We start from the raw sequence: 22,771 nt of genomic DNA, 5'->3' as shown, positions 1-22,771 counted from the left end.
TCACTGCCGCAGCATGACCCCGAGGCGGGTATAGACGCCTCCGCGGCCGAAGCTGTCGCGGACGTAACCGGCGGCCGCCGACCATTCCAGTACCGCGAGCTGGAGGCCGGTGAGATGCAGTCCGATCCGGGTCTGGCGGCTGAATTCGTCGGACGAGCCGGACATTTCCGGTCCCACCCAGAACCTGTCGAGCATTCGCCAGCCCGCGGCCAGCCGTGCGCCGTAGCTCCCGGCGATGGTGGTGGCGTAGAACGATGCCGACAGCATGGTCTCAGGCGTCGGCTCGGCCCAGCCGTCCAGCGCGATCCGGGCGCCGCCGTGGCTGCCGCGCCAACGTTTGTCGCGGACGTCGGGCATCGATGCGCGATGCTCCAGATCGGGGCCGGCGAGGATCTTCAGTTCGAAAGCGCCGAGCTTGAAGCGCCATCCCGCCAGCACCGAAGCTCTGGAGATGTCGCTGACATAAGTGAAGCGCTCCGACTGATAGCGCTCGAGCGCTTCCGACGCGAACAGCCGAATGACGAAGCCGTTGTCCGCCGCAGTGTCGCCGAGAAATTCGACCCCGCCGTATAGTGCGATGCCGTTGCGCCACAGATCGTGGCCGCCGAACAGCAGCCCTTGGGCAGCCTGTCCGCCGCTGAGCGTTGCCGGTGCCAGCGCGGCCAAAGGAGAGGCGTGCTGGCCGACCGGCAGGTCGCCCGCCAAGCCGTCCTCATCGTCGGAATCGAGCCCCGCCATGTCGGCTGCCGTGCTGGCGCGGAGGTCGAATGCGCCGGGGTCGGGGAGGTCGAACTGCGGTTGGTCGAGGGGATCGAACGTTTGGGCGGAGGTGCATGCGGTGCTCGCGATCAACGACGCGATCATGCCGAACACCCCCATCCACGCGACGCAACGCATCACTAAAATACCCAAACAGAGATTTAATGCGCGAAGAATGTTGCTTATTAAATCTCTGGTTGTGGGTGTTGTCTAGTGCGTCAGAAAAGCCGGCGTTCAATCCGGCTGCGGATCATGCTGGTCGCGCGCTGCAATCGCATGCTCGAGGGCGACTGCGAGCTGGCGATTGATGTCGGCCATGCCGTCGATATAGGCTTCGGAGAGAGATAGGCCCTGTGGGGCGTTCGGGGCGGCGCGGGCTTTCGTTTCGAAATTGTGGCGCAGGATCGCCGGCGACGGATGCGACTTGATCAGCGCGTTGGCGAAGTTGAGCAGAGCCTTGATCTGCCCGTTCATGAAGTCGATCTTGTCCATCCGAACCCGGACCCTTTTGTTGATGTAGTACATGCGCCCGAGGGTATTGGGCGCGTCCTATGAACCCATTGATCGGCCGCAAGGCTTTGCGGTGGCGCAATGTCGCGCGTCACGACCGCTCACTTGCCGCATCGCGCCACAGTTTAGCCGATGAGTTCGATCAGTTCCATCGCCGCGGCGGGCGCGCGCACTTTGCCTTCGTGGATCACGTAGGCGAACACGTCGCGCTGTTGCCGCCTGGTGCGTGCCCCGTCCACCTTCGGCAGATCGTCCGGCTCGCTGCCATCCGCCCAGAGCTGCAGTCGCTTCGCCCATTCCGACAGCGCCTTCGGCGGATAGCCGGTGGCGATCTCGTCCTTGCCCTTCTGCAGCCGCACATAGACGAAGTCGCCGGTGACGTCCGCGATTTCCGGATAGCTGGCGTGCTCGGAGTACACCACCGGAATGCCGTGCTGGCGCAACAGCGCGATGAACGCCGGCGTCTTGAAACTGTCATGACGGACTTCGACGGCATGACGCAGCGTGCGGCCGTCGAGTGAGCGCGGCAGCAGTTCGAGAAAGCGGCCGAAATCCGCTTCGTCGAACTTCTTGGTCGGCGCGAACTGCCACAGCACTGGCCCGAGCCGGTCACCGAGTTCGAGCACGCCGGAATGATAGAATCGTTCGATGCTGTCGCCGGCTTCCGCCAGCACCTTGCGGTTGGTCGCAAACCGCGGCCCCTTCAGCGAGAACACAAAGCCGTCGGGCACTTCGCTTGCCCATTTGCGGAAGCTCTCCGGCTTCTGCGAGCCGTAGAAGGTGCCGTTGATTTCGATCGAGGTCAGCTTCGAGGCGGCGTATTCCAGCTCGCGCCGCTGCGGCAGCTTGTCCGGATAGAACACCCCGCGCCACGGCGCGAAGGTCCAGCCGCCGATCCCGATGCGGATATTGCCCGCCTGACCTTTCTTCATCTCTCCCCCTTGCGAATGCTGCATCCCGTTCCTATCTTGGTTGCAACGGCGACGTCGATGCTCCGAGCAGGAGCGTGCGACGCCGAGACGACCACTGAATAGTAGGGAGCGCCGGATGCACGCGCACCTGTTGTTCGTGGTCGTTCACCTTTTTGGGCGGCCGAAGCCACCCGATTTCAGTACATTTCTGCCCCAGAACGGCCGGTACTCGCCTTGGCAGCGCCCGGGTGCGCCGCTATACGCATGGCGCGATGATCGAAGCCAGCCCAGCCGAGGTCGCGACCCGTGCCCAGCCCGCGGCGGTTCCGCTGCAGCTCTCGGTGGTGGTCCCGACCTTCAATGAACGCGACAATGTCGAGGTGCTGTTCCGTAAATTGGAAGCAGCACTCGTCGGCGTGGCGTGGGAAGTCATCTACGTCGACGACAACTCCCCCGACGGGACCTGGCAGGTGGTGCGCGACATGGCGCAGCGGGATCCGCGCGTGCGCTGCATCCGCCGGATCGGCCGGCGCGGACTGTCGGGCGCCTGCATCGAAGGCATCCTGGCGTCCGGCGCCCCGTTTGCCGCGGTGATGGATGCCGATCTCCAGCACGACGAGACCCAGCTCGCCAAGATGCTGTCGCTGTTGGAGAGCAACGCCGCCGATCTGGTGATTGGCAGCCGCTATGTCGAAGGCGGCAGCGCCGACAGCTTCAACAGGCAGCGCGCCGGCATCAGCGCGCTCGCCACCCAGGTCGCCCAGAAAGCCCTGAAGATCGATGTCGCCGACCCGATGAGCGGCTTCTTCATGATCCGCCGCGATCGCTTCGAGCAGTTCGCTCCGGAGCTTTCGACCCAGGGCTTCAAGATCCTGCTCGACGTCATCGCCACCGCGCGCGGCAGTCTGCGCATCGTCGAGGTGCCGTTCACGTTCGGCTCGCGGCTGCACGGCGAGAGCAAGCTGGATTCGATGGTGGCTCTGGACTTCCTCGGCCTGGTGCTGGCGAAGTTCAGCCACGACGTGCTGTCGCTGCGATTCATCCTGTTTGCGCTGGTCGGCTCCACCGGCGTGGTGGTGCACTTCGTCACGCTGTACGTGGTGCTGAAGCTGTTCGAGCAGCCGTTCGCCGAGGCGCAGGGCATCGCCGCGCTGGTGGCGATGACCAGCAATTTCATCCTCAACAACTTCCTGACCTATCGCGACCAGCGGCTGAAGGGTTTCGCCATCCTGCGCGGCCTGCTGCTGTTCTATCTGGTGTGCAGCGTCGGTCTGCTCGCCAATGTCGGCGTCGCCTTCGCGGTCTACAACGAGCACATCACCTGGTGGCTGGCGGGCGCCGCCGGCGCGCTGATGGGCGTGGTGTGGAATTACGCGATGTCCGGCCTGTTCGTCTGGCGCAAGCGATGAGCGCGTGATGAGCGAGGCGATGCGGCGTCCGGTCGTCGCCACGATCCTGGTCGTCGCCGGCCTCGTCGCGCTGCGTCTGCTCGCCGCGGCGCTGACGCCACTGACGTTCGACGAGGCCTATTACTGGACCTGGTCGAAGAATCTCGCGCTCAGCTATTTCGACCACCCGCCGATGGTGGCGGTGGTGATCAGGCTCGGCACGCTGATCGCAGGCGACACCGAATTCGGCGTCCGCCTGGTGTCGATCCTGTTGGCGGTGCCGATGAGCTGGGCGGTGTGGCGGGCTGCAGTCCTGTTGTTCGAGGGCGAACGGATCGCCGCCACCGCCACGCTGCTGCTCAATGCGACGATGATGGTGTCGGCGGGGACCACCATCGTCACCCCCGATGCCCCGCTGCTGGTGGCGTCGAGCTTCGTGCTGCTCGCTTTGGCGAAGGTCGCCGCAACCGGCAGGGGCGTGTGGTGGCTCGCGGTCGGCGTCGCGGTCGGGCTGGCGCTGCTGTCGAAATACACCGCGCTGTTCTTCGGTCCGGCGATCCTGATCTGGCTGTTGTGGGTGCCGTCGCTACGGCGCTGGCTGATCTCGCCGTGGCCGTATCTCGGCGGCGTGATCGCGTTCGCGCTGTTCTCGCCTGTGGTGATCTGGAACGCGGAGCACGACTGGATTTCCTTCGTCAAGCAGTTCGGCCGCGCCAAGCTCGGCGGGTTCGAGCCGAAGTTTCTCGCCGAGCTGATCCCGACCCAGTTCGTGCTGGCGACCCCGTTCGTTTTCATCCTCGGCGTGGTGGGGCTGATCGCGCTCGGCAAGCGCGGCACCGGGCCGGCGGCCTCGCGCGTGCTGGTCGGGGCCACGGTGTGGACGATCGCGCTGTATTTCGCCTGGCAGGCGCTGCACGACCGGGTCGAGGCCAACTGGCTGAGCCCGCTGTATCCGGCATTCGCGCTCGCCGCCGCGGTCGGGGCCGCCTATCCGCATTGGAAGCCTGGCGTCGCCCGCCTCGTCTCGTTCTGCCGGCGCTGGGCGGTCTCGACCGGCGCGGTGCTGTTCGCGCTGGTGGTGGTGCAGGTCAACACCGGCACGCTGACCGGCTATCGCCGCGACGCCACGGTGCGCTCGGTCGGCGTCGGTGTCGCGGAGATGGTGGCGCAGATCGATCAGGTGCGCCGGCGGGTCGGCGCCACCTGCGTGCTGACGGATGATTACGGAACCACGGGATGGCTGGCGTTCTATCTGCCGCCGGGCACCTGCGTGGTCCAGCGCGGCGAGCGGTTTCGTTGGCTTGCCGCTCCGGCGCCGACGCCCCGGCAACTCGCCGGTCCGCTGCTGCTGGTCGGCGTCGACAACGCCGCGGCGCGGCCGGATCTGCAGGCTGCATTTGGGAGCATCGAGCGGGTCGGCGCGGTCACCCGGTCGCGCGGTCCGTTGCTGGTCGACGCGGTGGCGCTGGATGCGCTGTCGGAGCCCAAGGGGCCGATCCTCGATTTCAGGCCGCCGATCTACTGAGGCGGCGGGGCAGGGCGTCGGCAAACGTGCTGACCTGCGGTGACCGAGTATGCTAGAGGCTGGGACCGATCCCCCACCTCCCGCGCGTCCGCGCGCCGTTTCCTCAACTCAACGAGCTCAACTATGAACGACACGGTCTTGATTGCTGGAGCCGGACATGCCGGATTTCAGGTCGCCGTATCGCTGCGCCAGGCGAAGTATGCCGGGCGTATCGCGCTGATCAACGACGAGAAGCATCTGCCGTATCAGCGCCCGCCGCTGTCGAAGGCCTACTTGAAGAGCGGCGGCGATCCGAACTCGCTGATGTTTCGCCCGGAGAAGTTTTTTCAGGATCAGGCGATCGAGCTGATCTCCGACCGCATGGTTTCGATCGACCGCGAAGGGCGCAAGCTGCTGCTCGCCTCCGGCACCGCGATCGAGTACGGCCACCTCGTGCTCGCCACCGGCGCGCGCAACCGGATGCTCGACGTGCCCAACGGCTCGCTGCCGGACGTGCTTTACCTGCGCACGCTCGATGAGAGCGAAGTGCTGCGGCAGCGGATGCCGGACAGGAAGCACGTCGTGGTGATCGGCGCCGGCTTCATCGGCCTCGAATTCGCCGCCACGGCGCGGGCCAAGGGGCTCGAGGTCGACGTCGTCGAACTGGCGCCGCGGGTGATGGCGCGCGTGGTGACGCCGGAGATCTCCAGCTACTTCCACGACCGCCACTCCGCGGCCGGCATCCGGATGCACTACGGCGTCCGCGCCACCGAGATCGCGGCCGAGGGCGGCCGTGTCACCGGCGTCGTCCTGAGCAACGGTCACACATTGCCCTGCGATCTCGTGGTGGTCGGCGTCGGTGTCATCCCGAACGTCGAGATCGCCGCCGCCGCCGGTCTGCCGACCGCGGCCGGCATCATCGTCGACCGACAGCTTCTCACCCGCGACCCGCACATCTCGGCGATCGGCGATTGCGCGCTGTTCGACAGCGTCCGGTTCGGCGAGACGATGCGGGTGGAGTCGGTGCAGAACGCTACCGACCAGGCGCGCTGCGTCGCCGCGCGTCTCACCGGCGACGCCAAACCGTATGACGGCTATCCGTGGTTCTGGTCCGATCAGGGCGACGACAAGCTGCAGATCGTCGGCCTCACTGCCGGCTTCGATCAGGTGGTGATCCGCGGCAGCGTCGCCGAGCGCTCGTTCTCGGCGTTCTGCTACAAGGCCGGCAAGCTGATCGGCATCGAATCCGTCAACCGCGCCGCCGATCACGTCTTCGGCCGCAAGATCCTGCCGCTCGACAAGTCAGTGACGCCGGACCAGGCGGCCGATCTCGGCTTCGACCTGAAGAAGGCGGTCGCGTAGGGCAGAGACCAAGCCCCGTCATTGCGAGCGAAGCGAAGCAATCCAGAGGCACTGGATACTGAACTGAATTGCTTCGTCGCTTCGCTCCTCGCAATGACGCTGCTGAGCTTCACGCGACTGCCGCGACAAACTCGCGCTTGACGGCTTCGATATCGGCGACCGTGGGCAGGCCGGCCTCGTTGCCGAGGCGCTGGATCTTGAAGGTCGAGGCGGCGCGGGCGAATTCGAAGTGGTGCTGCCAGCTTTGCTCCGGGCTGTTCAGATAGGAGAACACGTAAGCGCCGTGAAACACGTCGCCGGCGCCGTTTGTGTCGATCACCCGTTCGCGCGGGATCGGCAGCGCCGGCAGGGTCCGCACCGTGCCGGCTTCGTCGTACCAATACAGCCCGCGCTCGCCGAGCGTGACGCCGCCGACCCGGCAGCCGCGTGACTTCAGATAGTCGAGCATCTTCTCCGGCGTCATGTCCATCTGTTCGCACAGCCGTTCGGCGACGATGGCGACGTCGATATATTCCAGCAGTTCGTGGGTGTTGGTGCGCAGGCCGCCGCCGTCGAGCGAGGTCAGGATGCCGGCCTCGCGGCAGAGTTTCGCGTAGTGGATCGCGGCGTCCGGCTGGTGGCCGTCGACGTGCAGCGCGCGGCACTGGCCGAGATTGAGCAGCGGGAACGGGTGGATGTGCTCGTCGTCGCGGCAGCGCACGATGGCGCGCTTGCCGTCCTTCGGCATGATGAACGACAGCGACGAGGTGGCGACTTTGCGCGGATGCACCGAGATGCCGTACTTCGCGCTCATGTCCATGAACATCCGCCCCAGCCAATCGTTGGCGATGGTGGCGATCAGGTCGGGCACGATCCCGAGCTTGGCGCAGCAGAACGCCGCGGTCACCGCGTTGCCGCCGAACGACACCGCGTAGTCGGACGCCACGTGCTTTTCGTCGCCGGTCGGCAGATGGTCGGTGATGAAGGTGACGTCGATATAGGTCTGTCCGATGAAGAGTGCGTGCATGAGAGTCCCGAGGCTGCGACCGGTTCCGGCGCGGTCAGCATAGCATTGAGGCCGCGGCCGCATTCGCTAAAATTTTCCGCAGCGCCACAACTGATACGACAGCGGTTTCGCCGAAAATCCAGTCACAACGACGCGCGCGCTGCCTTGTTCCGGGCAGGCCCGGTCAGGGGAGGCGAGAGTGAGGAGCGCTCGGGATCGAACTCCGCGGGAGGACGGCCGCTGGTCGGCGCCCTCGGCATTGTCCGGGGATTGCACGTCCATCAACAGGTGCGGCAAACGCGATAACATCGCGCCGCAAATCACCGCCGGGAGCGCTGCGCATGCAGGGGGAACGTTCATGATCACCGCGATCGATCACCTCGTCGTTCTGGTCAGCGATCTGGCCGAGACGGTCGCGACCTACGAGACGCTGCTGGCCCGCGCGCCGGCCTGGCGCGGCGGCGACGACGGCTCCGACCACGTTCTGTTCACCCTGGACAACATGTCGGTGGAATTCATGGCGCCGTCAGGTCCGGGGCCGAACGCCGAGCGGCTACGCACGCTGATCAAGCTGCAAGGCGAGGGAATCGCCAGCCTGTGCTTCCGGGTCGCCGACGTCGCGGCGACGCGCAACCGGCTGGAGCGGGTGGCGCTGCAGCCGACGCCGGTCGCAGACGTCGAAGGCCGCGACCGCATCACCGGCGCCACGCTGGCATGGAAGCGCACCCGGACCGCGACCGAGACCACCCGCGGGGTCCGGATGTTCTTCCTCGAACTCGGCTCCGAACGACCGCATTCACAGGTAATCGGGACGGCGCCGGTGGTCGGCCTCGATCATCTGGTGATCTCGACCTCCGATCCCGAGCGCGCCGCAGCGCTGTACGGGGCGCGGCTCGGGCTCGCCATGGCGCTGGACCGCACCCGGCAGGACTGGGGGCGGCTGATGTCGTTCCATTGCGGCGATCTCAGGATCGAAGTGGTCCACCGGCCGGTCGCCGGCTCGGACGCCGAGCATGACAAGCTGTGGGGCGTGGGCTGGCGTGTCGACGATGTCGAGGCGGCGCGCGAACGGCTGATCGCCGCCGGCCTGATCGTCACCGCGTCGCGAGCCGGCCGTCACGCCGACACCCGCGTCGTCACGGTGCGCAGCGGAACCCGCCGGATTCCGACTCTGCTGGTGCAGCGGACGCCGGCCCAATCTCTCGACGGCGTGGCGGTGGATGGCGCGTAGCGCCGGCCGCTACCACCAGGTCGATTGCGGCTGATAGTAATAGCCGCCGCGGCGGCTGGGGACGACGCGGGGCTCCGTGCGGCGGGAGAAGCCGTCATTCGACCAGCCGCTGTCCCAGCCGTTGTTGTCCCAACCGCCGTCACCCCAGTCGTCGTTGCTCGCGATCGGCGGTTCGCGGGTCGGCCTGCGGGTGATGAAACCGCCCTGCGGCTGATCGCTCAGCACCGCGACGAACTCGGTGCGGTAATTCGTCTCCGCGCTCAGCGGCTCGTCCGACACGACGATCGAGGAACGCGGCAGCGCGGTCGGGCCGATCTGGTCCAGCACCTCCGGCGGAATCGTGACACGGTCGAGCGCGCTTCTGGCATCGTCGGCGCTCTCGATCGTCACCGCGCTCCAGCGCAACCCGGCGTCGTTGCGCGCCATCGCGGTGAAGATATGCGTGCCGATCGGCCGGTCGGGATCGCGGATCGTCACCGGCACCTCGATCGAGGAGTCGAACAGCTCTCCGCCGTCCGGCAAGGGCTTGCGGGTGTTGCGCCGAACGTAGAGCTTCTGCGTCGCCCGGCTGATGTAGATCGACACCGGCTCCTGTGCCAGCCTGGCGTCGGTCGCGAGCTTCGCGGTCTCGGCTTTCTTCGCAGCGGCGGCCTTGGCGGCTTCCTTGGTGGCGGCTGCGGCGGCGTGCTTGGCGTCGGCATCGGCCTTGGCGGTTTCGAGCTGGGTGGTGACCTCGCCGAGCTGCTGCGCGGCCTGCTGCTGCCGCTGTTCCGCCTTGGCCCTGGCTTCGTCGGTGGCGGCGGCAACCAGCACCTTGTCGGCCGCCTTCAGCGCCGCTTCGGCCCGCGTCCGGGCGCGCTCCAGTTTGCGCAAGCTGTCCTTCAGCGGCTTCACCGCGCGGGCGGCTGCGGCGGCGGCGGCCTTGGCCTCGTCGGCCGCCTCGGCCGCCTGCTCGGCCGCGCGTGCCGCGGTTTCGGCGCGCGCCGGCGCTGCGGCGAGTGCCTCGGCGCTCGGCGAGAACAGCACCGGATGGCTGATGTCGACCGGCGCCGCGTCCTCCGGCGACACGATCACCCGCATGCCGATCCTGGTCCTGTCGAAGATCCGTTCGGCGAAACCGTAGGGCATCCGCACGCAGCCGTGCGACGCCGGGTAGCCGGGCAGCGGACCGCCGTGCAGCGCGACCCCATTCCAGGTGATGCGCAGCATGTGCGGCATCCAGGCGTCGTCGTACATCGTCGAGCGGTGGTCCTTGTCCTTCTCGACCACGGTGAACACGCCCGCCGGGGTTTCGCGCCCGGTGGTGCCGGTCGAGACCGGCGCGCGATAGATCCAGCCATCGGCGTCGTACAGCGTTACCCGCTGCTCCTTGATCGACACGATCGCCATCACCGGCTCGCCGGCTTCGCGGGGAGCGATCGCCTCGGTGGTCGCCGCGGGGCGGGCCCGCTTGGCGTCCGCGTCGGGCGCCGGCGTGGCCGCGGCAAGCAGCGTCGCAAGGGCAAGGAGGACGGGGCGCCGGTAGCGACGCGGGGCGCCATGCTTCGTCGTCGGTCGATTCACTGGGCCTCGCTCGTGAAAGGGCCCGCTCGGGCCGGACGAATCTCTGCCGCCCATGATCTCCGAAATCACCGAGCGCCGCCACCGGTTGGGCGCCGAGGCTGGGCAACGAGGAGGCGGTTCGCGCACAGCCGTCGCAGCACAATGCGGCGGTGCGATGGAGCCGGCCTGCGCTAACCGAGCCGGCAAGGAACGCTGAGATAACCGCGGAACCGGACCCGGCCACCACGCTGCGGCGCTCCGTCGAGCGCGTAGTCCGGAAAGCGGGCGAGAAACCGCGACAGCGCGATTGCGCCTTCCAGCCTTGCCAGCGCCATGCCGGCGCATTGATGCGGCCCGGAGGCGAAGGCGAGATGCCGGTTCGGGCTGCGCGCCACGTCGAACCGGTCGGGGTCGGCAAACTGCGCCGGATCGCGGTTGGCGGCGCCGATGCACAGTGTCAGCGAAGTGTTCGCCGGCATCGTCACGCCGCCGATCTCGACCTGTGCGGTGGTGATGCGGTTGCCGAGCTGGTTGGAGCTCTCGTAGCGCAGGATTTCCTCGACCGCGGTCCTGATCAGTCCTGGCTCGGCGATCAGGCGCTGCTTTTGCGCAGGGTTGTCGGCCAGCGTCACCAGCCCGTTGCCGATCAGATTGGTGGTGGTCTCGTGGCCGGCATTGAGCAGGAAGATGCAGTTGTGCAGCAGCTCCTTGGCGGAGAGCTTCTCGCCGCCGGCCTCGCCCAGGATCAGCCGGGTCAGCACGTCGCGCTCCGGATCGCCGGGCTCGGCGGTGCGGCGCGCGATCAGGGTCTCGAGATAGCCGAGAAATTCGCGTACCGCCTCGTTGCCGCGGTCGAACGCTTCCGGTCCGATCACCGGCTCCAGCGCTCCGAGAATAGCCAGCGACCAGCCGCGCAGCGGCGCGCGCTCGTCCTGCGGCACGCCGAGCAGATTGCCTATCACCTCGATCGGGATCGCGGCGGCGAAGTCCTCGATCAGGTCGACCTTGTCCTTGCTCGCCATGGCGTCGAGCAGCCGGTCGACCAGCGCGATCAGGTCCGGCTCCATGCCGGCGATCGCCCGCGGCGTCAGCGCGCCCATGATCAATCGTCTGACTCGGGTATGCGAGGGAGGGTCGTTGAACACCAGGCTGGTGGTGTGATGCTCGAACAGCAGGGACTCGCCGTATTTCGGCGCGAACTCACGCTTCTTGTCCGACGAGAACAGCGTGGTGTTCTTGTAGACCGCGATCAGGTCGTCATAGCGGGTGAGGAAGTAGCCGCCGCCCGCCAGCCGCTTGACCGGCTGATGGGTCCGCAGCGCCTGATAGGTCGGGTAGGGGTTGTCGTAAAAGTCGGGCGTCAGACGTGCAAGATCGAACGCTTCCGCGAGCTCTGCTGGGGCCGTTTCCATGTCATTCCTGTTTTGAATCTCTATAGGCGATTTACGACGTTGCCGAAACGTCCGGGAAATCCGCGTCGAGGCCCTTGCGGATGGAACCGGCCAGCCGCATGTCAGGCGCCGGCTCGTCTCCCGCCTTCGGCGAGCCGGACCGCCTTGGCCGGCGGGTGCGCTTGTCCGCCCCGCTTCCGCCAATCTCGACCCTCACGATTTAGTGCGTTGCAGCGATCCTGATTGACAATTGCCAAAGTGAGTGCCTACTCACAAAATGACTTCACTGCGCATGACCAGCGACTTGCGCCGGGAACTGATCCTGGGCGCAGCCAAGCGTTGCTTTGCCCGGAACGGCTTTGCAGGGACCACCACCAAGAGCGTCGCGGCCGCCGCGTCGATCTCGGAGGGGTTGCTGTTCAAGCATTTCCCGAGCAAGGCGGCGCTGTATGCCGAGATTCTGGCCTGCGAGCGCGAGGCCGATCCGGCGCTGATCGAGCTGCTCGGTGCCGAGCCCTCGACCCAGACGCTGGTGGTGCTGGTCCGGGAGATGGTGCTGCACTTCCTGCACGCCTCCGATCATCCGGAGCAGGAGGAGGATCAGCGGCTGCGCCTGCTGGTGTCGAGCCAGCTCGACGACGGCGAGTTCGCCCGTCTGGTGTACGAGAAGGTCACCGGTCTGATCGGGCGAACCTTCGTGATGTCGCTGGAGCGGGCGGTGGAGGCGGGCGATGCGGTCAGGATCGGCGAGGAGCCGATGAACCTGTTCTGGTTCGCCCACCACACCTTGCTGATGGCGGCGCTGGCGCGGCTGCCGTCGGTGCCGTGCCTGAGCTACGGCAACCCCGCCGGTCTCGAGCGCCAGATGTGCGAATTCATCCTACGTGGAATTGGTCTGAACGAAGCCGTAATTGCCGTCCATCTCGACCGCGAATTTTCGCAAGATCGGATGCAGGCGGAAACGACAGGAAGTGCATGACATGACGCTTGCGACAGAAACTCCGCCGTCGTCGCGGAGCTCCAGCGAGAATCCGCGCCCGCGCCCGGTGCGGAAGGTCCGCTGGTTCATCATCGTCGGGTTGCTGCTGGGGCTGCTGGTCGCCGTGCTGGTCGGCTTCAACGCCTTCCGCAATCATATGATTGCGCAGTTCTTCGCCAACAACAAACCGCCGCCGATCACCGTCACGGTCGCAGAGGCGAAGTCCGAAGTGCTGCCCAACCTGCTGACCGCGGTCGGCAATCTGGCCGCCGTGCATCAGGTCAACGTCACCTCGGACGTCTCGGGCCGCATTACCGACATCCTGTTTCAGGCCGGCTCCGAGGTGAAGCAGGGCACTCCGCTGGTGAAGCTGTTCGACGAGACCGAGCTGGCCGATCTCGCGAACTTCCGCGCGCAGGCCAAGGTCGCCGAACTATCGCTCGACCGCGCCAAGCAGCTCGCCGCGCGGCAGTTCGGCCCGCAGGCGACGGTGGATTCGGCGCAGGCGGCGTTCGATCAGGCCAATGCCGGAATCGCCAAGACCGAAGCGCTGATTTCGCAGAAGACGGTGCGGGCGCCGTTCGACGGCGTGCTCGGCGTGCGGCAGGTCGAAGTCGGCCAGTATCTGAGCGCCGGCACCCAGATCGTGTCGCTCACCGACCTGTCGCAGGTTTACGACAACTTCACCGTGACGGAAAAAGACTCCGGCACGTTGGCGGTCGGTCAGGCCGTCCGCGTCACGGTCGACGCCTATCCGGGGCGGGTGTTCGACGGCAAGATCACCACCATCGAACCGCAGATCTCGACCGACACCCGCAACATCCGGGTGCAGGCGACCCTGGTCAATCCGGGCCGGGTGCTGCGGCCGGGCATGTTCGCGACCACCACCGTGGTGCTTCCCGACAAGCCGGCGGTGATCACCGTGCCGGAGACCGCGGTCGACTACACGCTGTACGGCGACTCCGTTTTCCTGATCAAGGACGAGAAGGGCGAGGACGGGAAAAGCAATCTGTCGGCGGTGCGGACTTTCGTTCGCACCGGCGACCGGATCGACGGCCGCGCCGTGATCCTGACCGGGGTGAAGCCGGGTGACCGCGTCGTCGCGGTTGGTCAGCTCAAGCTGCAGTCGGGCGCCGCGGTGGCGATCTCGACCGATCCGCCTCCGCCGCAGCCGAAGACGAGCCGCGTTACTGACGGTCGAAAGCGGCCCTCGTATCGAACAGGTCCGGCCGGCGATCGGCGCCGTCCGGAAGACAACTCAACCGCAGCCTCGCCGCGCGCCGCGCGAGAGCCGTGCGCCACGGAGCGTCCGTATGGTCCTCACCGACATCTTCATCAAGCGCCCGGTGCTGTCGCTGGTGGTCAGCATGCTGATTCTGCTGATCGGCTTCCGCGCCGCGATGACGCTGCCGATCCGGCAATATCCGAAGCTGTCCAACACCGTGGTGACCATCACCACGTCGTATCCGGGCGCCTCGCCGGACCTGATGCAGGGCTTCATCACCACGCCGCTGGAGCAGGCGGTCGCCTCGGCCGAAGGCGTCGACTACATCACCTCGGCCTCGACGCAGGGCCAGAGCCTGATCACCGTCTACGTCAAGCTGAACTTCGATCCCAACCAGGCGCTCACCGAAGTGCTGGCGAAGGTGAATTCGGTCAAATACCTGATCCCCAAGGAAGCCAACGATCCGGTGATCGTCAAATCCACCGGCCAGACCACGGCGGTGATGTATATCGGCTTCTCGAGCAACGAATTGTCGGGATCGGCGATCTCCGACTATCTGACGCGCGTGGTGCAGCCGGTGCTGTCGACGGTCGACGGCGTCGCCTCCGCCGACATTCTCGGCGGCCAGACGTTCGCGATGCGGATATGGCTCGATCCGTTGCGGATGGCGGGCCGCGGCGTGTCGGCGAACGACATTTCGGCGGCGATCCAGGCCAACAACTTCCAGGCGGCGGCGGGCCAGACCAAAGGCTATCTGACCGTCTCCAACATCACGACCAACACCGACCTTCAGAACGTCGACCAGTTCAAGCGGATGATCGTCAAGGCCAAGGACGGCGGCTTCGTGCGGATGGAGGACGTCGCTACCGTCGAACTGGCGGCGCAGAGTACCGACAGCAGCGTGGCGTTCTCCGGCGAGCGGGCGATCTTCATCGGCGTGCAGGCCACCCCGCAGGGCAACCCGCTCAACATCGTCACCGGCGTGCGCGCCCTGTTCCCGGAAATCGAGCGCAATCTGCCGCCCTCGATGCACATGAAGGTCGCCTACGATTCGACCAAGTTCATCCGCTCGTCGATCGACGAGGTGGAGAAGACGCTGATCGAAGCCGTCGGCATCGTGATCGTGGTGATCTTCCTGTTCCTGGCCTCGTTCCGCTCGGTGATCATCCCGGTGGTGACGATCCCGCTGTCGCTGATCGGCGTCTGCACCGCGATGCTGGCGATGGGATTCTCGATCAACCTGCTGACGCTGCTGGCCATGGTGCTGGCGATCGGCCTCGTGGTCGACGACGCCATCGTGGTGGTCGAGAACATCCACCGCCATCTCGAGGAAGGGAAGAGTCCGGTCCAGGCCTCGTTGATCGGTGCCCGCGAGATCGTCGGCCCGGTGATCTCGATGACCATCACGCTGGCCGCGGTGTATGCCCCGATCGGCTTCCTCGGCGGCCTCACCGGCGCGCTGTTCCGCGAATTCGCGTTCACGCTGGCCGGCGCGGTGATCGTCTCGGGCATCATCGCGCTGACGCTGTCGCCGATGATGTGCTCGGTTCTGCTCAAGCATCAGGACAGCCAGGGCTGGTTCGCCCGCAAGGTCGATTCCGTGTTCAGCTCGGTGACGCGGTGGTACGGCCGGCAGCTCGACCGCTCGCTCGACTACCGGCCGATCACCGGGATGTTCGCCGTGGTGATCCTCGGTCTGGTCGGCTTCATGTACATGAATACGGCCAAGGAGCTGGCGCCCGAAGAGGATCAGGGTATCGTGTTCGCGGTGACGAAAGCGCCGAAATACGCCAATATCGACTACGCCAACTACTACGGCGAGAAGCTCGACAAGGCCTATGCCAGCTTCCCGGAGACCGACCTGCGCTTCATCCTCAACGGCACGTCGGGCCCGAACAACGGCATCGCCGGCATGCTGCTGAAGCCGTGGGACGAACGCAAGCGCACCGCGATGCAGCTCAAACCGCTGGTGCAGGCCGAGCTCAGCAAGATCGAGGGCGTCAACGCCTTCGCCTTCAACCTGCCGCCGCTGCCCGGCGGTCCGGGCGGTCTGCCGATCCAGATGGTGATCAACTCGACCGCCGGCTTCCGCGCGGTGTTCGAAGAAATGGTCAAGCTGAAGGATGCTGCGCGCAAGAGCGGGCTGTTCATCGTTGCCGACAGCGACCTCGACTTCAACCAGCCGGTGGTGCGGGTGACGATCGATCGCACCAAGGCGAGCGACCTCGGGATCAACATGCAGCGGCTCGGCACCACGCTGGCGACGCTGCTCGGCGGCAACTACGTCAACCGCTTCAATCTCGAAGGCCGGTCGTATCAGGTGATCCCGCAGGTGCCGCGCGCCGACCGGCTGACGCCGCAGTCGCTCGACGGCTTCTACGTGCCGAGCGCCAGCGGCCAGCAGGTGCCGTTGTCGACGCTGGTGACGATCGAGACCGCGACCGATCCGAACGCGCTGTCGCACTACAACCAGCTCAACTCCGCGACCTTCCAGGCGGTGCCGATGCCGGGCGTCACCGTCGGCAAGGCCGTGGAATTCCTCGAACAGCAGGCCAAGAATCTGCCGTCCGGGTTCGGTCACGACTATCTCGCCGATGCGCGGCAATACGTGCAGGAGGGCAACCAGCTCGCCATCACATTCGGCTTCGCGCTGATCATCATCTTCCTGGTGCTCGCCGCGCAGTTCGAGTCGCTGCGCGACCCGCTGGTGATCATGATCACCGTGCCGATGGCGATCTGCGGTGCGCTGATTCCGCTGTTCTTCGGCGCGGCGACGATCAACATCTACACCCAGGTCGGTCTTTTGACGCTGGTCGGCCTGATCAGCAAGCACGGCATCCTGATGGTCGAGTTCGCGCGCGAGCTGCAGATCAAGGAGGCGCTCGACAAGCGCACCGCGATCGAACAGTCGGCGCGGGTGCGGCTGCGGCCGATCCTGATGACCACCGCCGCGATGGTCACAGGCCTGTTGCCGCTGCTCACAGCCTCGGGCGCCGGCGCCGCGAGCCGGTTCTCGATCGGCCTCGTCGTCGTCTCCGGCATGATGATCGGCACGCTGTTCACGCTGTTCGTGCTGCCGGCGGTGTATGTGGCGATCGGCACCGATCACCGCGCCGCGCTGGAGTCCGATCGCACCAAGCAGATCGAGGACTACGAGATGGAGCACGGCTCGCCGGCGCTGAAGCCGAGCTGAACCGAGGGCTGCGACATTCCGACCAAAAGTGGCGGGCCGATCGGCCCGCCATTTTCTTGACGCGCGCGATTCGTCATCGTCCCGACATCCGGACTTTGCAGAGCGGCGGCGCCGGTCGTCGCGATGATACGAAATGCAGCGGATTGCCCGGCGTTTGAGCTGCCGGTGACGCGCCCCTTTGCAGCGCGCGGCCCGAGTTGCGATGCGCCGTTATGGCACCATTGCAAACGCGGTTTGGCGTTTGCGATTCCTCAGCGATGCGCTTAACTCGGAGCCATGAAGCGGAACGAGACCGATGTCGTGGTGCTCGGCGCGGGCATCGTCGGTGTCTGCGCTGCGTTACATCTCCAGCGCCGCGGGCGCGACGTGGTGCTGGTCGATCGCAACGGCACGGCGGGCGACGAGACCAGCTACGGCAATGCCGGGCTGATCGAATGCGCCTCGGTGTTTCCCTACATGTTTCCGCGCGATCCCGGTCACCTGCTGCGCTATGCGCTGAACGGCTCGGCCGACGCGCACTATCAGCTTTCCGGCATTCCCGAATTCCTGCCCTGGCTGGTGCGCTATTTTCTCGCCTCGTCGCCGCGCCGCGCGGCCGAGACCGCGCAGGCCGCGTTGCCGCTGATCCGGCGCAGCCTCGCCGAGCACGAGGCGCTGATTGCGGATGCCGGCGTGCCCGAGTTGCTGCGCAAGACCGGCTGGATCAAGCTGTTCCGTTCGCCCAAGAGTTTTACCAAGGCGCTCGGCGATCTCGAACGGGCGCGGCAGTTCGGCGTCGTCGCCGACGTGCTCGATCGTGCCGGCATCGCTGAACGCGAACCGAACCTCACCGGCGATTTTGCCGGCGCAATCCATTGGCTCGAGCCCGGCTCGATCCCCGATCCCGGCGGGCTGGTCAAAGCCTACGCGGAGCTGTTCTCCCGGCGCGGCGGCCGCTTCGTCCAGGGCGACGCGCGCACGCTGCAGCAGGAGGAGGGCGGCTGGCGGGTCGCGACCGAGCTCGGAATCGTCACCGCTCGCGAGGCGGTGGTGGCGATGGGGCCGTGGTCGGACCTGGTGTTCAAGCCGCTCGGCTATCGTTTCCCGCTCGGCGTCAAGCGCGGCTACCATATCCATCTGTCTCCGCGCGGCAACGCCAGCCTGCAGCACGCGGTGCTCGACGCCGATCGCGGCTATCTGCTGGCGCCGATGAATCGCGGCATCCGCCTGACCACCGGTGCCGAGTTCGCGCGCCGCGACGCGCCGCCGTCGCCGGTGCAGATCGCGCAGACGCTGCCGGTGGCGCGCTCGCTGTTCCCGCTCGGCGAGACCATCGAGCAGAAGCCGTGGATGGGGTCGCGGCCTTGCTTTCCGGATATGCTGCCGTTGATCGGCCGCGCGCCGCGGCATCCCGGCCTGTGGTTCGATTTCGGCCATCAGCATCACGGGCTGACGCTCGGCCCGGTCACCGGCCGGCTGCTCGCCGAAATGATGACCGGCGAACAGCCGCTGACCGATCCGCGTCCGTTCTCCGCCGAACGCTTCGGTTGAAGCCGCGCGCGATCCTGTCGGATCGCTTGCATCGCGGCACCAGTCGCGGCGATACTGGCACCGCGTCAATGCAGGACTGTGGAGCGGCCATGAAAGTCAACGTCGAGATCGATTGCACGCCGGAAGAAGCGCGGCAGTTCTTCGGGCTTCCCGACGTGCAGCCCATGCAGACCGCGGTGATGGACAAGCTGCAGGAGCAGATGCTGTCGAACATCGAGAAGGTCTCGCCCGAGGCGTTGATGAAGACCTGGTTCACCTTCGATCCGAAGCTCGCCGAACGATTCGGCGAGATGTTCATCTCGATGACCGGCCTCGGCAGCGCGCTGACCAAGGACAAGAAGTAACCGATCATTGGAGACGCGATGCCTGTCGACAGCGGCGCCGGCGTGACGCGCGAGCGGCTGAAGCCGCCGAGCGTGGCGCTGCTGCTCGCCGAGGCGCGCAGCTTGTTCGAATTCAACGCCAGCCTGCTGCTGTCGCCGCTGCTGCTGCAGGCGCCGCGCGGCGACGGCCATCCGGTGCTGGTGCTGCCGGGGCTGCTCGCCAGCGATCTGTCGACCGCGCCGCTGCGGCGCTATCTGCGGCTGCTCGGCTATCAGGTGTTCGCCTGGGAGCTCGGCCGCAATCTCGGCGGCATCTACCGGATGCGCGCCAGGCTGCGGAGCCGGCTCGCCGCGGTTCACGAGGCGACCGGCCGCAAGGTCAGCCTGGTGGGCTGGAGTCTCGGCGGCGTTTACGCTCGTGACCTCGCGCTGCACGCGCCCGGGATGGTGCGCGACATCATCACCCTCGGCAGCCCGTTCACCGGCGACGTCACCGCCACCAACGCCAGGCGGATCTACGAGAAGCTGTCCGGCGAGGAGCTGAGCGAGGTCCAGCTCGAAGATCTCGAACCGCTCGGCGGCGAGATGCCGGTGCCGGCCACCTCGATCTATTCGCGCACCGACGGCATCGTGAACTGGCGCACCTCGCACCTGACGCCGTCGCCGCGCGCTGAGAACATCGAGGTGGTGCTCGCCAGCCATATCGGTCTGGTGGTCAATCCGGCGGTGCTGTGGGCGATCGCCGACCGACTGGCGCAGCCGGAGGGCGCTTTCACCCCGTTCGATCGTTCCGGTCCATTTGGCTTCGCCTACGCCGCGCCGAGTCGCTAAAACGTCGTCGCGCGGCATGCCGCGCAGGACAACGAGGGAGACGGCAATGGCCGACAAGGACAACGATCCGGCAGCGGCGTGGCAGGCGATGTTCGGCGAGATGAGCAAGGGTTTTGCGGCCTTCGCCAATCAGGCGCTGGCGTCGCCGGAGCTCGGAAAAGTTGCGCAGCAGGTCGGCGGCGTTTCCGCCGAGGCCCACAAGCAGTTCGCCGAGATGATGGACAAATATCTCGCCGGTATGAATCTGCCGTCGCGCGCGCAGATGCAGGAGTTCAATGCCCGGCTGGCCGAGGTCGAGCGCCGGCTCGACGAGCTCGCGGCTGCGGTGCAGCCGGCGAAGTCTGACCGACCGAAAGGATCAGCTTGAGTCTTGAAGGCGATGTACATCCCACAAGAAGCACGCGCTGATTGTGGTTGGTGTCTGAAAAATTACAGTTAAATCAGCGATATAGGCCAATCTCCGTGTTGCATTGCAACATCAATGTTGCAATGCAGCATGATTTATGTCATATTTTACCTGCCCGGGCCGCATGGTCGGACGGGAAGACCATGGCTCAGACGACGAGGATGGAGATTTCAGATGACCGATGCTGCTAACCACGAGAGCTACACCAAGGCGGCCGAGACGGTGGCCGACAGCGTCAAGCAGGCGTTCCAGCCGGTGACCGACGCGTTCAAGAACTTCCAGACCCTCGAGGTTCCGGAAGCCGCCCGCGACTTCGTCAAGCGTGCCGCCGGCACCGCCAAGGACAAGGTTGCCGACTTCCACGCCGGTTCGGAGAAGGTGACCTCGGCGATCGAGGAAACCGTGGCCAATTCGGTGAGCGAAGCCGCCAAGATCACCCGCAACATTCAGCAGGCGATCTATCAGGACACCGAAGCGTTCTTCACCGGCATCGACAAGCTGGCGTCGGCGAAATCGGTGAACGAGGCGTTCCAGATCCAGTCCGACCTTGCACGCTCGCAGGGCGAAGTGATGGTGTCGCGCGCCAAGTTCGCCACCGAGTATTTCGGCAAGCTGGTCAGCGACGGCGCCAAATCGGTGCAGGACAACTTCACCAAGACCTTCAGCAAGTCGGCCTAACCGCCGCTGCTGACGACCCCGGGCCTCTGACGATCGAGGCTCGACGTTCCTCCCGACCTCGGCCCGCTCGCGCGGGCCTTTCTTTTTTGGGGCAGCGTCCGGCCTCGCCTCCGTCATTCCGGGGCGCTCGCAGAGCGAGCGAACTCGGAATCCCGAGGTTGTTAGTAATGAGAGAGATTCCGGGTTCGCGCTTCGCGCGCCCCGGAATGACAATTGGAGAGTCCGTACGACCTACGCCCGCCGCGCCACGGGCACGCGCTCGCTCTTCTTCCGCGGTGCGCGCTCGGCTTTGGTCGGCTCCGTGATCGCGTCGATCGCCTGTTCGGCGCCGGCGATCATCAGCGTGGTGACCATCTGCGCGTAAGTCTCACGCGACAGGCCCTTGCCTTCGCGGAACCAGAGGTAGTGCCAGTTCAGCATGCCGAACAGCGACATCGTCAGCGGCTTCAGCAGCTCCGGCTTGGCGGCCGCGGCCGGGATCGCGGCGGCGATCGCATCCGACATCGAGACGACCAGCTTCCGCTCCAGCGCCTTCAACACGTCCTGCTGCTCCGGCGGCAGCAGCTTCAGGCTGGATATCTGCACCTGATGTTCGGCATCGGCGCCGCGATAGGCCTCGAGCAGTGCCGCCGAAATCGCAAACAGCCGGTCACTCGGATCGCTTTCGCCCTGCGTTGCGGCGTCGACGACCGTGACCAGGTGCTGCAGGTGATCTTCGAGCAGATCGAACAGCACCGCATCCTTCGACGGGTAGTAGTGATACATCAGCGCCTTCGAGACGCCGCAGGCATCGGCGATCATGGTGATCGAGGTGCCGGTGTAGCCGTGTTCGGCGAACAGCCGCGCGGAACGGCTGAGAATGCCGCGGCGTTTATCGTCGTAGTCGGTGGCTCGCGTGCGCGCCATGGGCGGTCGGAATCCTGCTGGCGGACAGTGCGTTGCGACGCACCATCGGTGATTGGTTCCGACACTTGCATTGACCGTCCAATTGGTCAATTATATTTCCAACAACGCCGGAGGAGATCGCCATGTACACCCAGGCACTGAACGTGTCCGACGGTGACGAACGGAACATCGAGGACGCCGAACGGGCGGCGCGGTTCCAGGCGCGGATCGACGCCGAGGAGCGGATCGAGCCGAACGACTGGATGCCGGCCGCGTACCGCAAGACGCTGGTGCGTCAGATCTCCCAGCACGCGCATTCCGAAATCGTCGGCATGCTGCCGGAAGGTAATTGGATCACCCGTGCGCCGACCCTGCGCCGGAAAGCGGCGCTGCTCGCCAAGGTCCAGGACGAGTGCGGCCACGGCCTGTATCTCTACGCCGCCGCCGAAACCCTCGGCGCCTCGCGCGAGGAACTGGTCGATCAGCTCCTCAGCGGCAAGGCCAAGTACTCGTCGATCTTCAACTACCCGACCCTGACCTGGGCCGACATCGGCGCGATCGGCTGGCTGGTCGACGGCGCCGCGATCATGAATCAGATCCCGCTGTGCCGCTGCTCCTATGGGCCGTATGCACGCGCGATGATCCGCGTCTGCAAGGAAGAGTCGTTCCACCAGCGCCAGGGCTACGAGATCATGCTGACGCTGGCGAAGGGGTCTGCCGAGCAGAAGGCGCTGGCGCAGGACGCGCTGAACCGCTGGTGGTGGCCGTGCCTGATGATGTTCGGCCCCCCGGATCAGGCCAGCCAGCACAGCGACACGTCGACCAAGTGGAAGATCAAGCGGTTCTCCAACGACGAACTGCGCCAGAAATTCGTCGATGCCACCGTGCCGCAGGCGCACTATCTCGGTCTGACGCTCCCCGATCCGGATCTGAAGAAGAACGACGCGACCGGGCACTGGGAGTACGGCGAAATTCCTTGGGACGAGTTCAAGCAGGTGCTCGCCGGCAACGGCCCGTGCAACCGCGACCGCATGGCGGCGCGGCGCAAGGCGCACGACGACGGCGCCTGGGTGCGCGAGGCTGCTGCCGCCTACGCCGAGAAGCGCAAGAACAGACTGGCGGCATAATCGCCGCGACG

19 protein-coding genes and 1 pseudogene are annotated in these 22,771 nt (G+C 66.2%); 13 read left to right on the top strand and 7 right to left on the bottom strand.

From position 1 onward, the window contains the following. From bcsS to FLL57_RS14420, 3 genes are all read right to left on the bottom strand, one after another. Complete coding sequence (bcsS, locus tag FLL57_RS14430; RefSeq protein ID WP_142883240.1) at nt 1-897, bottom strand: cellulose biosynthesis protein BcsS; 897 nt, start codon at nt 895-897, stop codon at nt 1-3. Between the two features lie 96 nt (nt 898-993). Then, nucleotides 994-1,251 (bottom strand): hypothetical protein, encoded by a 258-nt coding sequence (locus FLL57_RS14425; RefSeq protein ID WP_041807126.1) that lies wholly within the window; start codon nt 1,249-1,251, stop codon nt 994-996. A gap of 143 nt (nt 1,252-1,394) precedes the next feature. Beyond that, nucleotides 1,395-2,201 (bottom strand): DUF72 domain-containing protein, encoded by an 807-nt coding sequence (locus tag FLL57_RS14420; protein ID WP_142883239.1) that lies wholly within the window; start codon nt 2,199-2,201, stop codon nt 1,395-1,397. A gap of 251 nt (nt 2,202-2,452) precedes the next feature. On the opposite strand from FLL57_RS14420, the gene FLL57_RS14415 reads away from it, so the two are divergent. The 3 genes from FLL57_RS14415 (at nt 2,453) to FLL57_RS14405 (ending at nt 6,434) form a co-directional block, all read left to right on the top strand. Beyond that, nucleotides 2,453-3,589 carry a glycosyltransferase gene (locus FLL57_RS14415; protein ID WP_142883238.1) on the top strand — a complete coding sequence of 379 codons (1,137 nt, stop codon included), beginning with the start codon at nt 2,453-2,455 and terminating at the stop codon, nt 3,587-3,589. A gap of 7 nt (nt 3,590-3,596) precedes the next feature. Beyond that, nucleotides 3,597-5,093 (top strand): glycosyltransferase family 39 protein, encoded by a 1,497-nt coding sequence (locus FLL57_RS14410; protein ID WP_142883237.1) that lies wholly within the window; start codon nt 3,597-3,599, stop codon nt 5,091-5,093. 123 nt (nt 5,094-5,216) lie between these two features. Then, nucleotides 5,217-6,434, top strand: coding sequence for an NAD(P)/FAD-dependent oxidoreductase (locus FLL57_RS14405; protein ID WP_142883236.1), 1,218 nt, complete (start codon nt 5,217-5,219; stop codon nt 6,432-6,434). A 109-nt stretch (nt 6,435-6,543) separates the two neighbouring features. On the opposite strand, the gene FLL57_RS14400 is transcribed toward FLL57_RS14405, so the two are convergent. Beyond that, nucleotides 6,544-7,440: a sugar kinase gene (locus tag FLL57_RS14400; protein ID WP_142883235.1), complete on the bottom strand. Its 897-nt coding sequence runs from the start codon at nt 7,438-7,440 to the stop codon at nt 6,544-6,546. A gap of 337 nt (nt 7,441-7,777) precedes the next feature. On the opposite strand from FLL57_RS14400, the gene FLL57_RS14395 reads away from it, so the two are divergent. Next, nucleotides 7,778-8,650, top strand: coding sequence for a VOC family protein (locus FLL57_RS14395; protein WP_047307199.1), 873 nt, complete (start codon nt 7,778-7,780; stop codon nt 8,648-8,650). 9 nt (nt 8,651-8,659) lie between these two features. Here FLL57_RS14395 and FLL57_RS14390 read toward each other — a convergent pair whose 3' ends face one another. Continuing rightward, nucleotides 8,660-10,213, bottom strand: a complete 1,554-nt coding sequence (locus FLL57_RS14390; RefSeq protein ID WP_142883234.1) for a L,D-transpeptidase — start codon at nt 10,211-10,213, stop codon at nt 8,660-8,662. Between the two features lie 170 nt (nt 10,214-10,383). Next, on the bottom strand, nt 10,384-11,604 hold the full coding sequence (locus FLL57_RS14385; protein ID WP_047307201.1) for a cytochrome P450: 1,221 nt from the start codon (nt 11,602-11,604) through the stop codon (nt 10,384-10,386). Nucleotides 11,605-11,860: 256 nt separating this feature from the next. Between FLL57_RS14385 and FLL57_RS14380 the strand changes: the two genes are divergently transcribed. The 8 genes and pseudogenes from FLL57_RS14380 (at nt 11,861) to FLL57_RS14345 (ending at nt 20,748) form a co-directional block, all read left to right on the top strand. Beyond that, the gene (locus FLL57_RS14380; RefSeq protein WP_013501338.1) at nt 11,861-12,562 is read left to right on the top strand and encodes a TetR/AcrR family transcriptional regulator; all 702 of its coding nucleotides are present in this window, start codon (nt 11,861-11,863) and stop codon (nt 12,560-12,562) included. A gap of 1 nt (nt 12,563) precedes the next feature. Further along, nucleotides 12,564-13,756 (top strand): annotated as a pseudogene (locus tag FLL57_RS14375) (efflux RND transporter periplasmic adaptor subunit). Nucleotides 13,757-13,875: 119 nt separating this feature from the next. Further along, nucleotides 13,876-16,980 carry a MexW/MexI family multidrug efflux RND transporter permease subunit gene (locus FLL57_RS14370; RefSeq protein ID WP_013501340.1) on the top strand — a complete coding sequence of 1,035 codons (3,105 nt, stop codon included), beginning with the start codon at nt 13,876-13,878 and terminating at the stop codon, nt 16,978-16,980. Between the two features lie 276 nt (nt 16,981-17,256). Beyond that, nucleotides 17,257-18,510: an NAD(P)/FAD-dependent oxidoreductase gene (locus tag FLL57_RS14365; protein ID WP_142883233.1), complete on the top strand. Its 1,254-nt coding sequence runs from the start codon at nt 17,257-17,259 to the stop codon at nt 18,508-18,510. An 89-nt stretch (nt 18,511-18,599) separates the two neighbouring features. Further along, nucleotides 18,600-18,854 (top strand): DUF6489 family protein, encoded by a 255-nt coding sequence (locus FLL57_RS14360; protein WP_011159311.1) that lies wholly within the window; start codon nt 18,600-18,602, stop codon nt 18,852-18,854. Nucleotides 18,855-18,872: 18 nt separating this feature from the next. Next, the gene (locus tag FLL57_RS14355) at nt 18,873-19,664 is read left to right on the top strand and encodes an alpha/beta fold hydrolase (protein ID WP_013501342.1); all 792 of its coding nucleotides are present in this window, start codon (nt 18,873-18,875) and stop codon (nt 19,662-19,664) included. A 46-nt stretch (nt 19,665-19,710) separates the two neighbouring features. Continuing rightward, nucleotides 19,711-20,031, top strand: a complete 321-nt coding sequence (locus tag FLL57_RS14350) for a poly(R)-hydroxyalkanoic acid synthase subunit PhaE (RefSeq protein ID WP_142883232.1) — start codon at nt 19,711-19,713, stop codon at nt 20,029-20,031. Nucleotides 20,032-20,244: 213 nt separating this feature from the next. After that, nucleotides 20,245-20,748 (top strand): phasin, encoded by a 504-nt coding sequence (locus tag FLL57_RS14345; protein ID WP_142883231.1) that lies wholly within the window; start codon nt 20,245-20,247, stop codon nt 20,746-20,748. Nucleotides 20,749-20,979: 231 nt separating this feature from the next. Here the strand turns inward: FLL57_RS14345 and FLL57_RS14340 are convergent, their stop codons facing one another. Further along, complete coding sequence (locus tag FLL57_RS14340; protein ID WP_142883230.1) at nt 20,980-21,654, bottom strand: TetR/AcrR family transcriptional regulator; 675 nt, start codon at nt 21,652-21,654, stop codon at nt 20,980-20,982. A gap of 122 nt (nt 21,655-21,776) precedes the next feature. Here FLL57_RS14340 and paaA point away from each other — a divergent pair, with 122 nt between their 5' ends. Continuing rightward, on the top strand, nt 21,777-22,760 hold the full coding sequence (gene paaA, locus FLL57_RS14335; protein WP_047307205.1) for a 1,2-phenylacetyl-CoA epoxidase subunit PaaA: 984 nt from the start codon (nt 21,777-21,779) through the stop codon (nt 22,758-22,760). Nucleotides 22,761-22,771 lie beyond the last annotated feature (11 nt).

This window comes from Rhodopseudomonas palustris (assembly GCF_007005445.1).
Classification (GTDB): domain Bacteria; phylum Pseudomonadota; class Alphaproteobacteria; order Rhizobiales; family Xanthobacteraceae; genus Rhodopseudomonas; species Rhodopseudomonas palustris_G.
The sequence above is the reverse complement of the archived record's forward strand: the minus strand, read 5'-3'. Positions and strand labels throughout refer to the sequence as shown.

Coding starts and splice junctions, on each gene's coding strand:
- FLL57_RS14355 (WP_013501342.1), top strand. CDS start 18,873: ATGCCTGTCGACAGCGGCGCCGGCGTGACGCGCGAGCGGCTGAAGCCG.
- FLL57_RS14385 (WP_047307201.1), bottom strand. CDS start 11,604: ATGGAAACGGCCCCAGCAGAGCTCGCGGAAGCGTTCGATCTTGCACGT.
- bcsS (WP_142883240.1), bottom strand. CDS start 897: ATGCGTTGCGTCGCGTGGATGGGGGTGTTCGGCATGATCGCGTCGTTG.
- FLL57_RS14380 (WP_013501338.1), top strand. CDS start 11,861: ATGACTTCACTGCGCATGACCAGCGACTTGCGCCGGGAACTGATCCTG.
- FLL57_RS14360 (WP_011159311.1), top strand. CDS start 18,600: ATGAAAGTCAACGTCGAGATCGATTGCACGCCGGAAGAAGCGCGGCAG.
- FLL57_RS14350 (WP_142883232.1), top strand. CDS start 19,711: ATGGCCGACAAGGACAACGATCCGGCAGCGGCGTGGCAGGCGATGTTC.
- FLL57_RS14400 (WP_142883235.1), bottom strand. CDS start 7,440: ATGCACGCACTCTTCATCGGACAGACCTATATCGACGTCACCTTCATC.
- FLL57_RS14395 (WP_047307199.1), top strand. CDS start 7,778: ATGATCACCGCGATCGATCACCTCGTCGTTCTGGTCAGCGATCTGGCC.
- FLL57_RS14340 (WP_142883230.1), bottom strand. CDS start 21,654: ATGGCGCGCACGCGAGCCACCGACTACGACGATAAACGCCGCGGCATT.
- FLL57_RS14410 (WP_142883237.1), top strand. CDS start 3,597: ATGAGCGAGGCGATGCGGCGTCCGGTCGTCGCCACGATCCTGGTCGTC.
- paaA (WP_047307205.1), top strand. CDS start 21,777: ATGTACACCCAGGCACTGAACGTGTCCGACGGTGACGAACGGAACATC.
- FLL57_RS14405 (WP_142883236.1), top strand. CDS start 5,217: ATGAACGACACGGTCTTGATTGCTGGAGCCGGACATGCCGGATTTCAG.
- FLL57_RS14365 (WP_142883233.1), top strand. CDS start 17,257: ATGAAGCGGAACGAGACCGATGTCGTGGTGCTCGGCGCGGGCATCGTC.
- FLL57_RS14420 (WP_142883239.1), bottom strand. CDS start 2,201: ATGAAGAAAGGTCAGGCGGGCAATATCCGCATCGGGATCGGCGGCTGG.
- FLL57_RS14370 (WP_013501340.1), top strand. CDS start 13,876: ATGGTCCTCACCGACATCTTCATCAAGCGCCCGGTGCTGTCGCTGGTG.
- FLL57_RS14415 (WP_142883238.1), top strand. CDS start 2,453: ATGATCGAAGCCAGCCCAGCCGAGGTCGCGACCCGTGCCCAGCCCGCG.
- FLL57_RS14345 (WP_142883231.1), top strand. CDS start 20,245: ATGACCGATGCTGCTAACCACGAGAGCTACACCAAGGCGGCCGAGACG.
- FLL57_RS14425 (WP_041807126.1), bottom strand. CDS start 1,251: ATGGACAAGATCGACTTCATGAACGGGCAGATCAAGGCTCTGCTCAAC.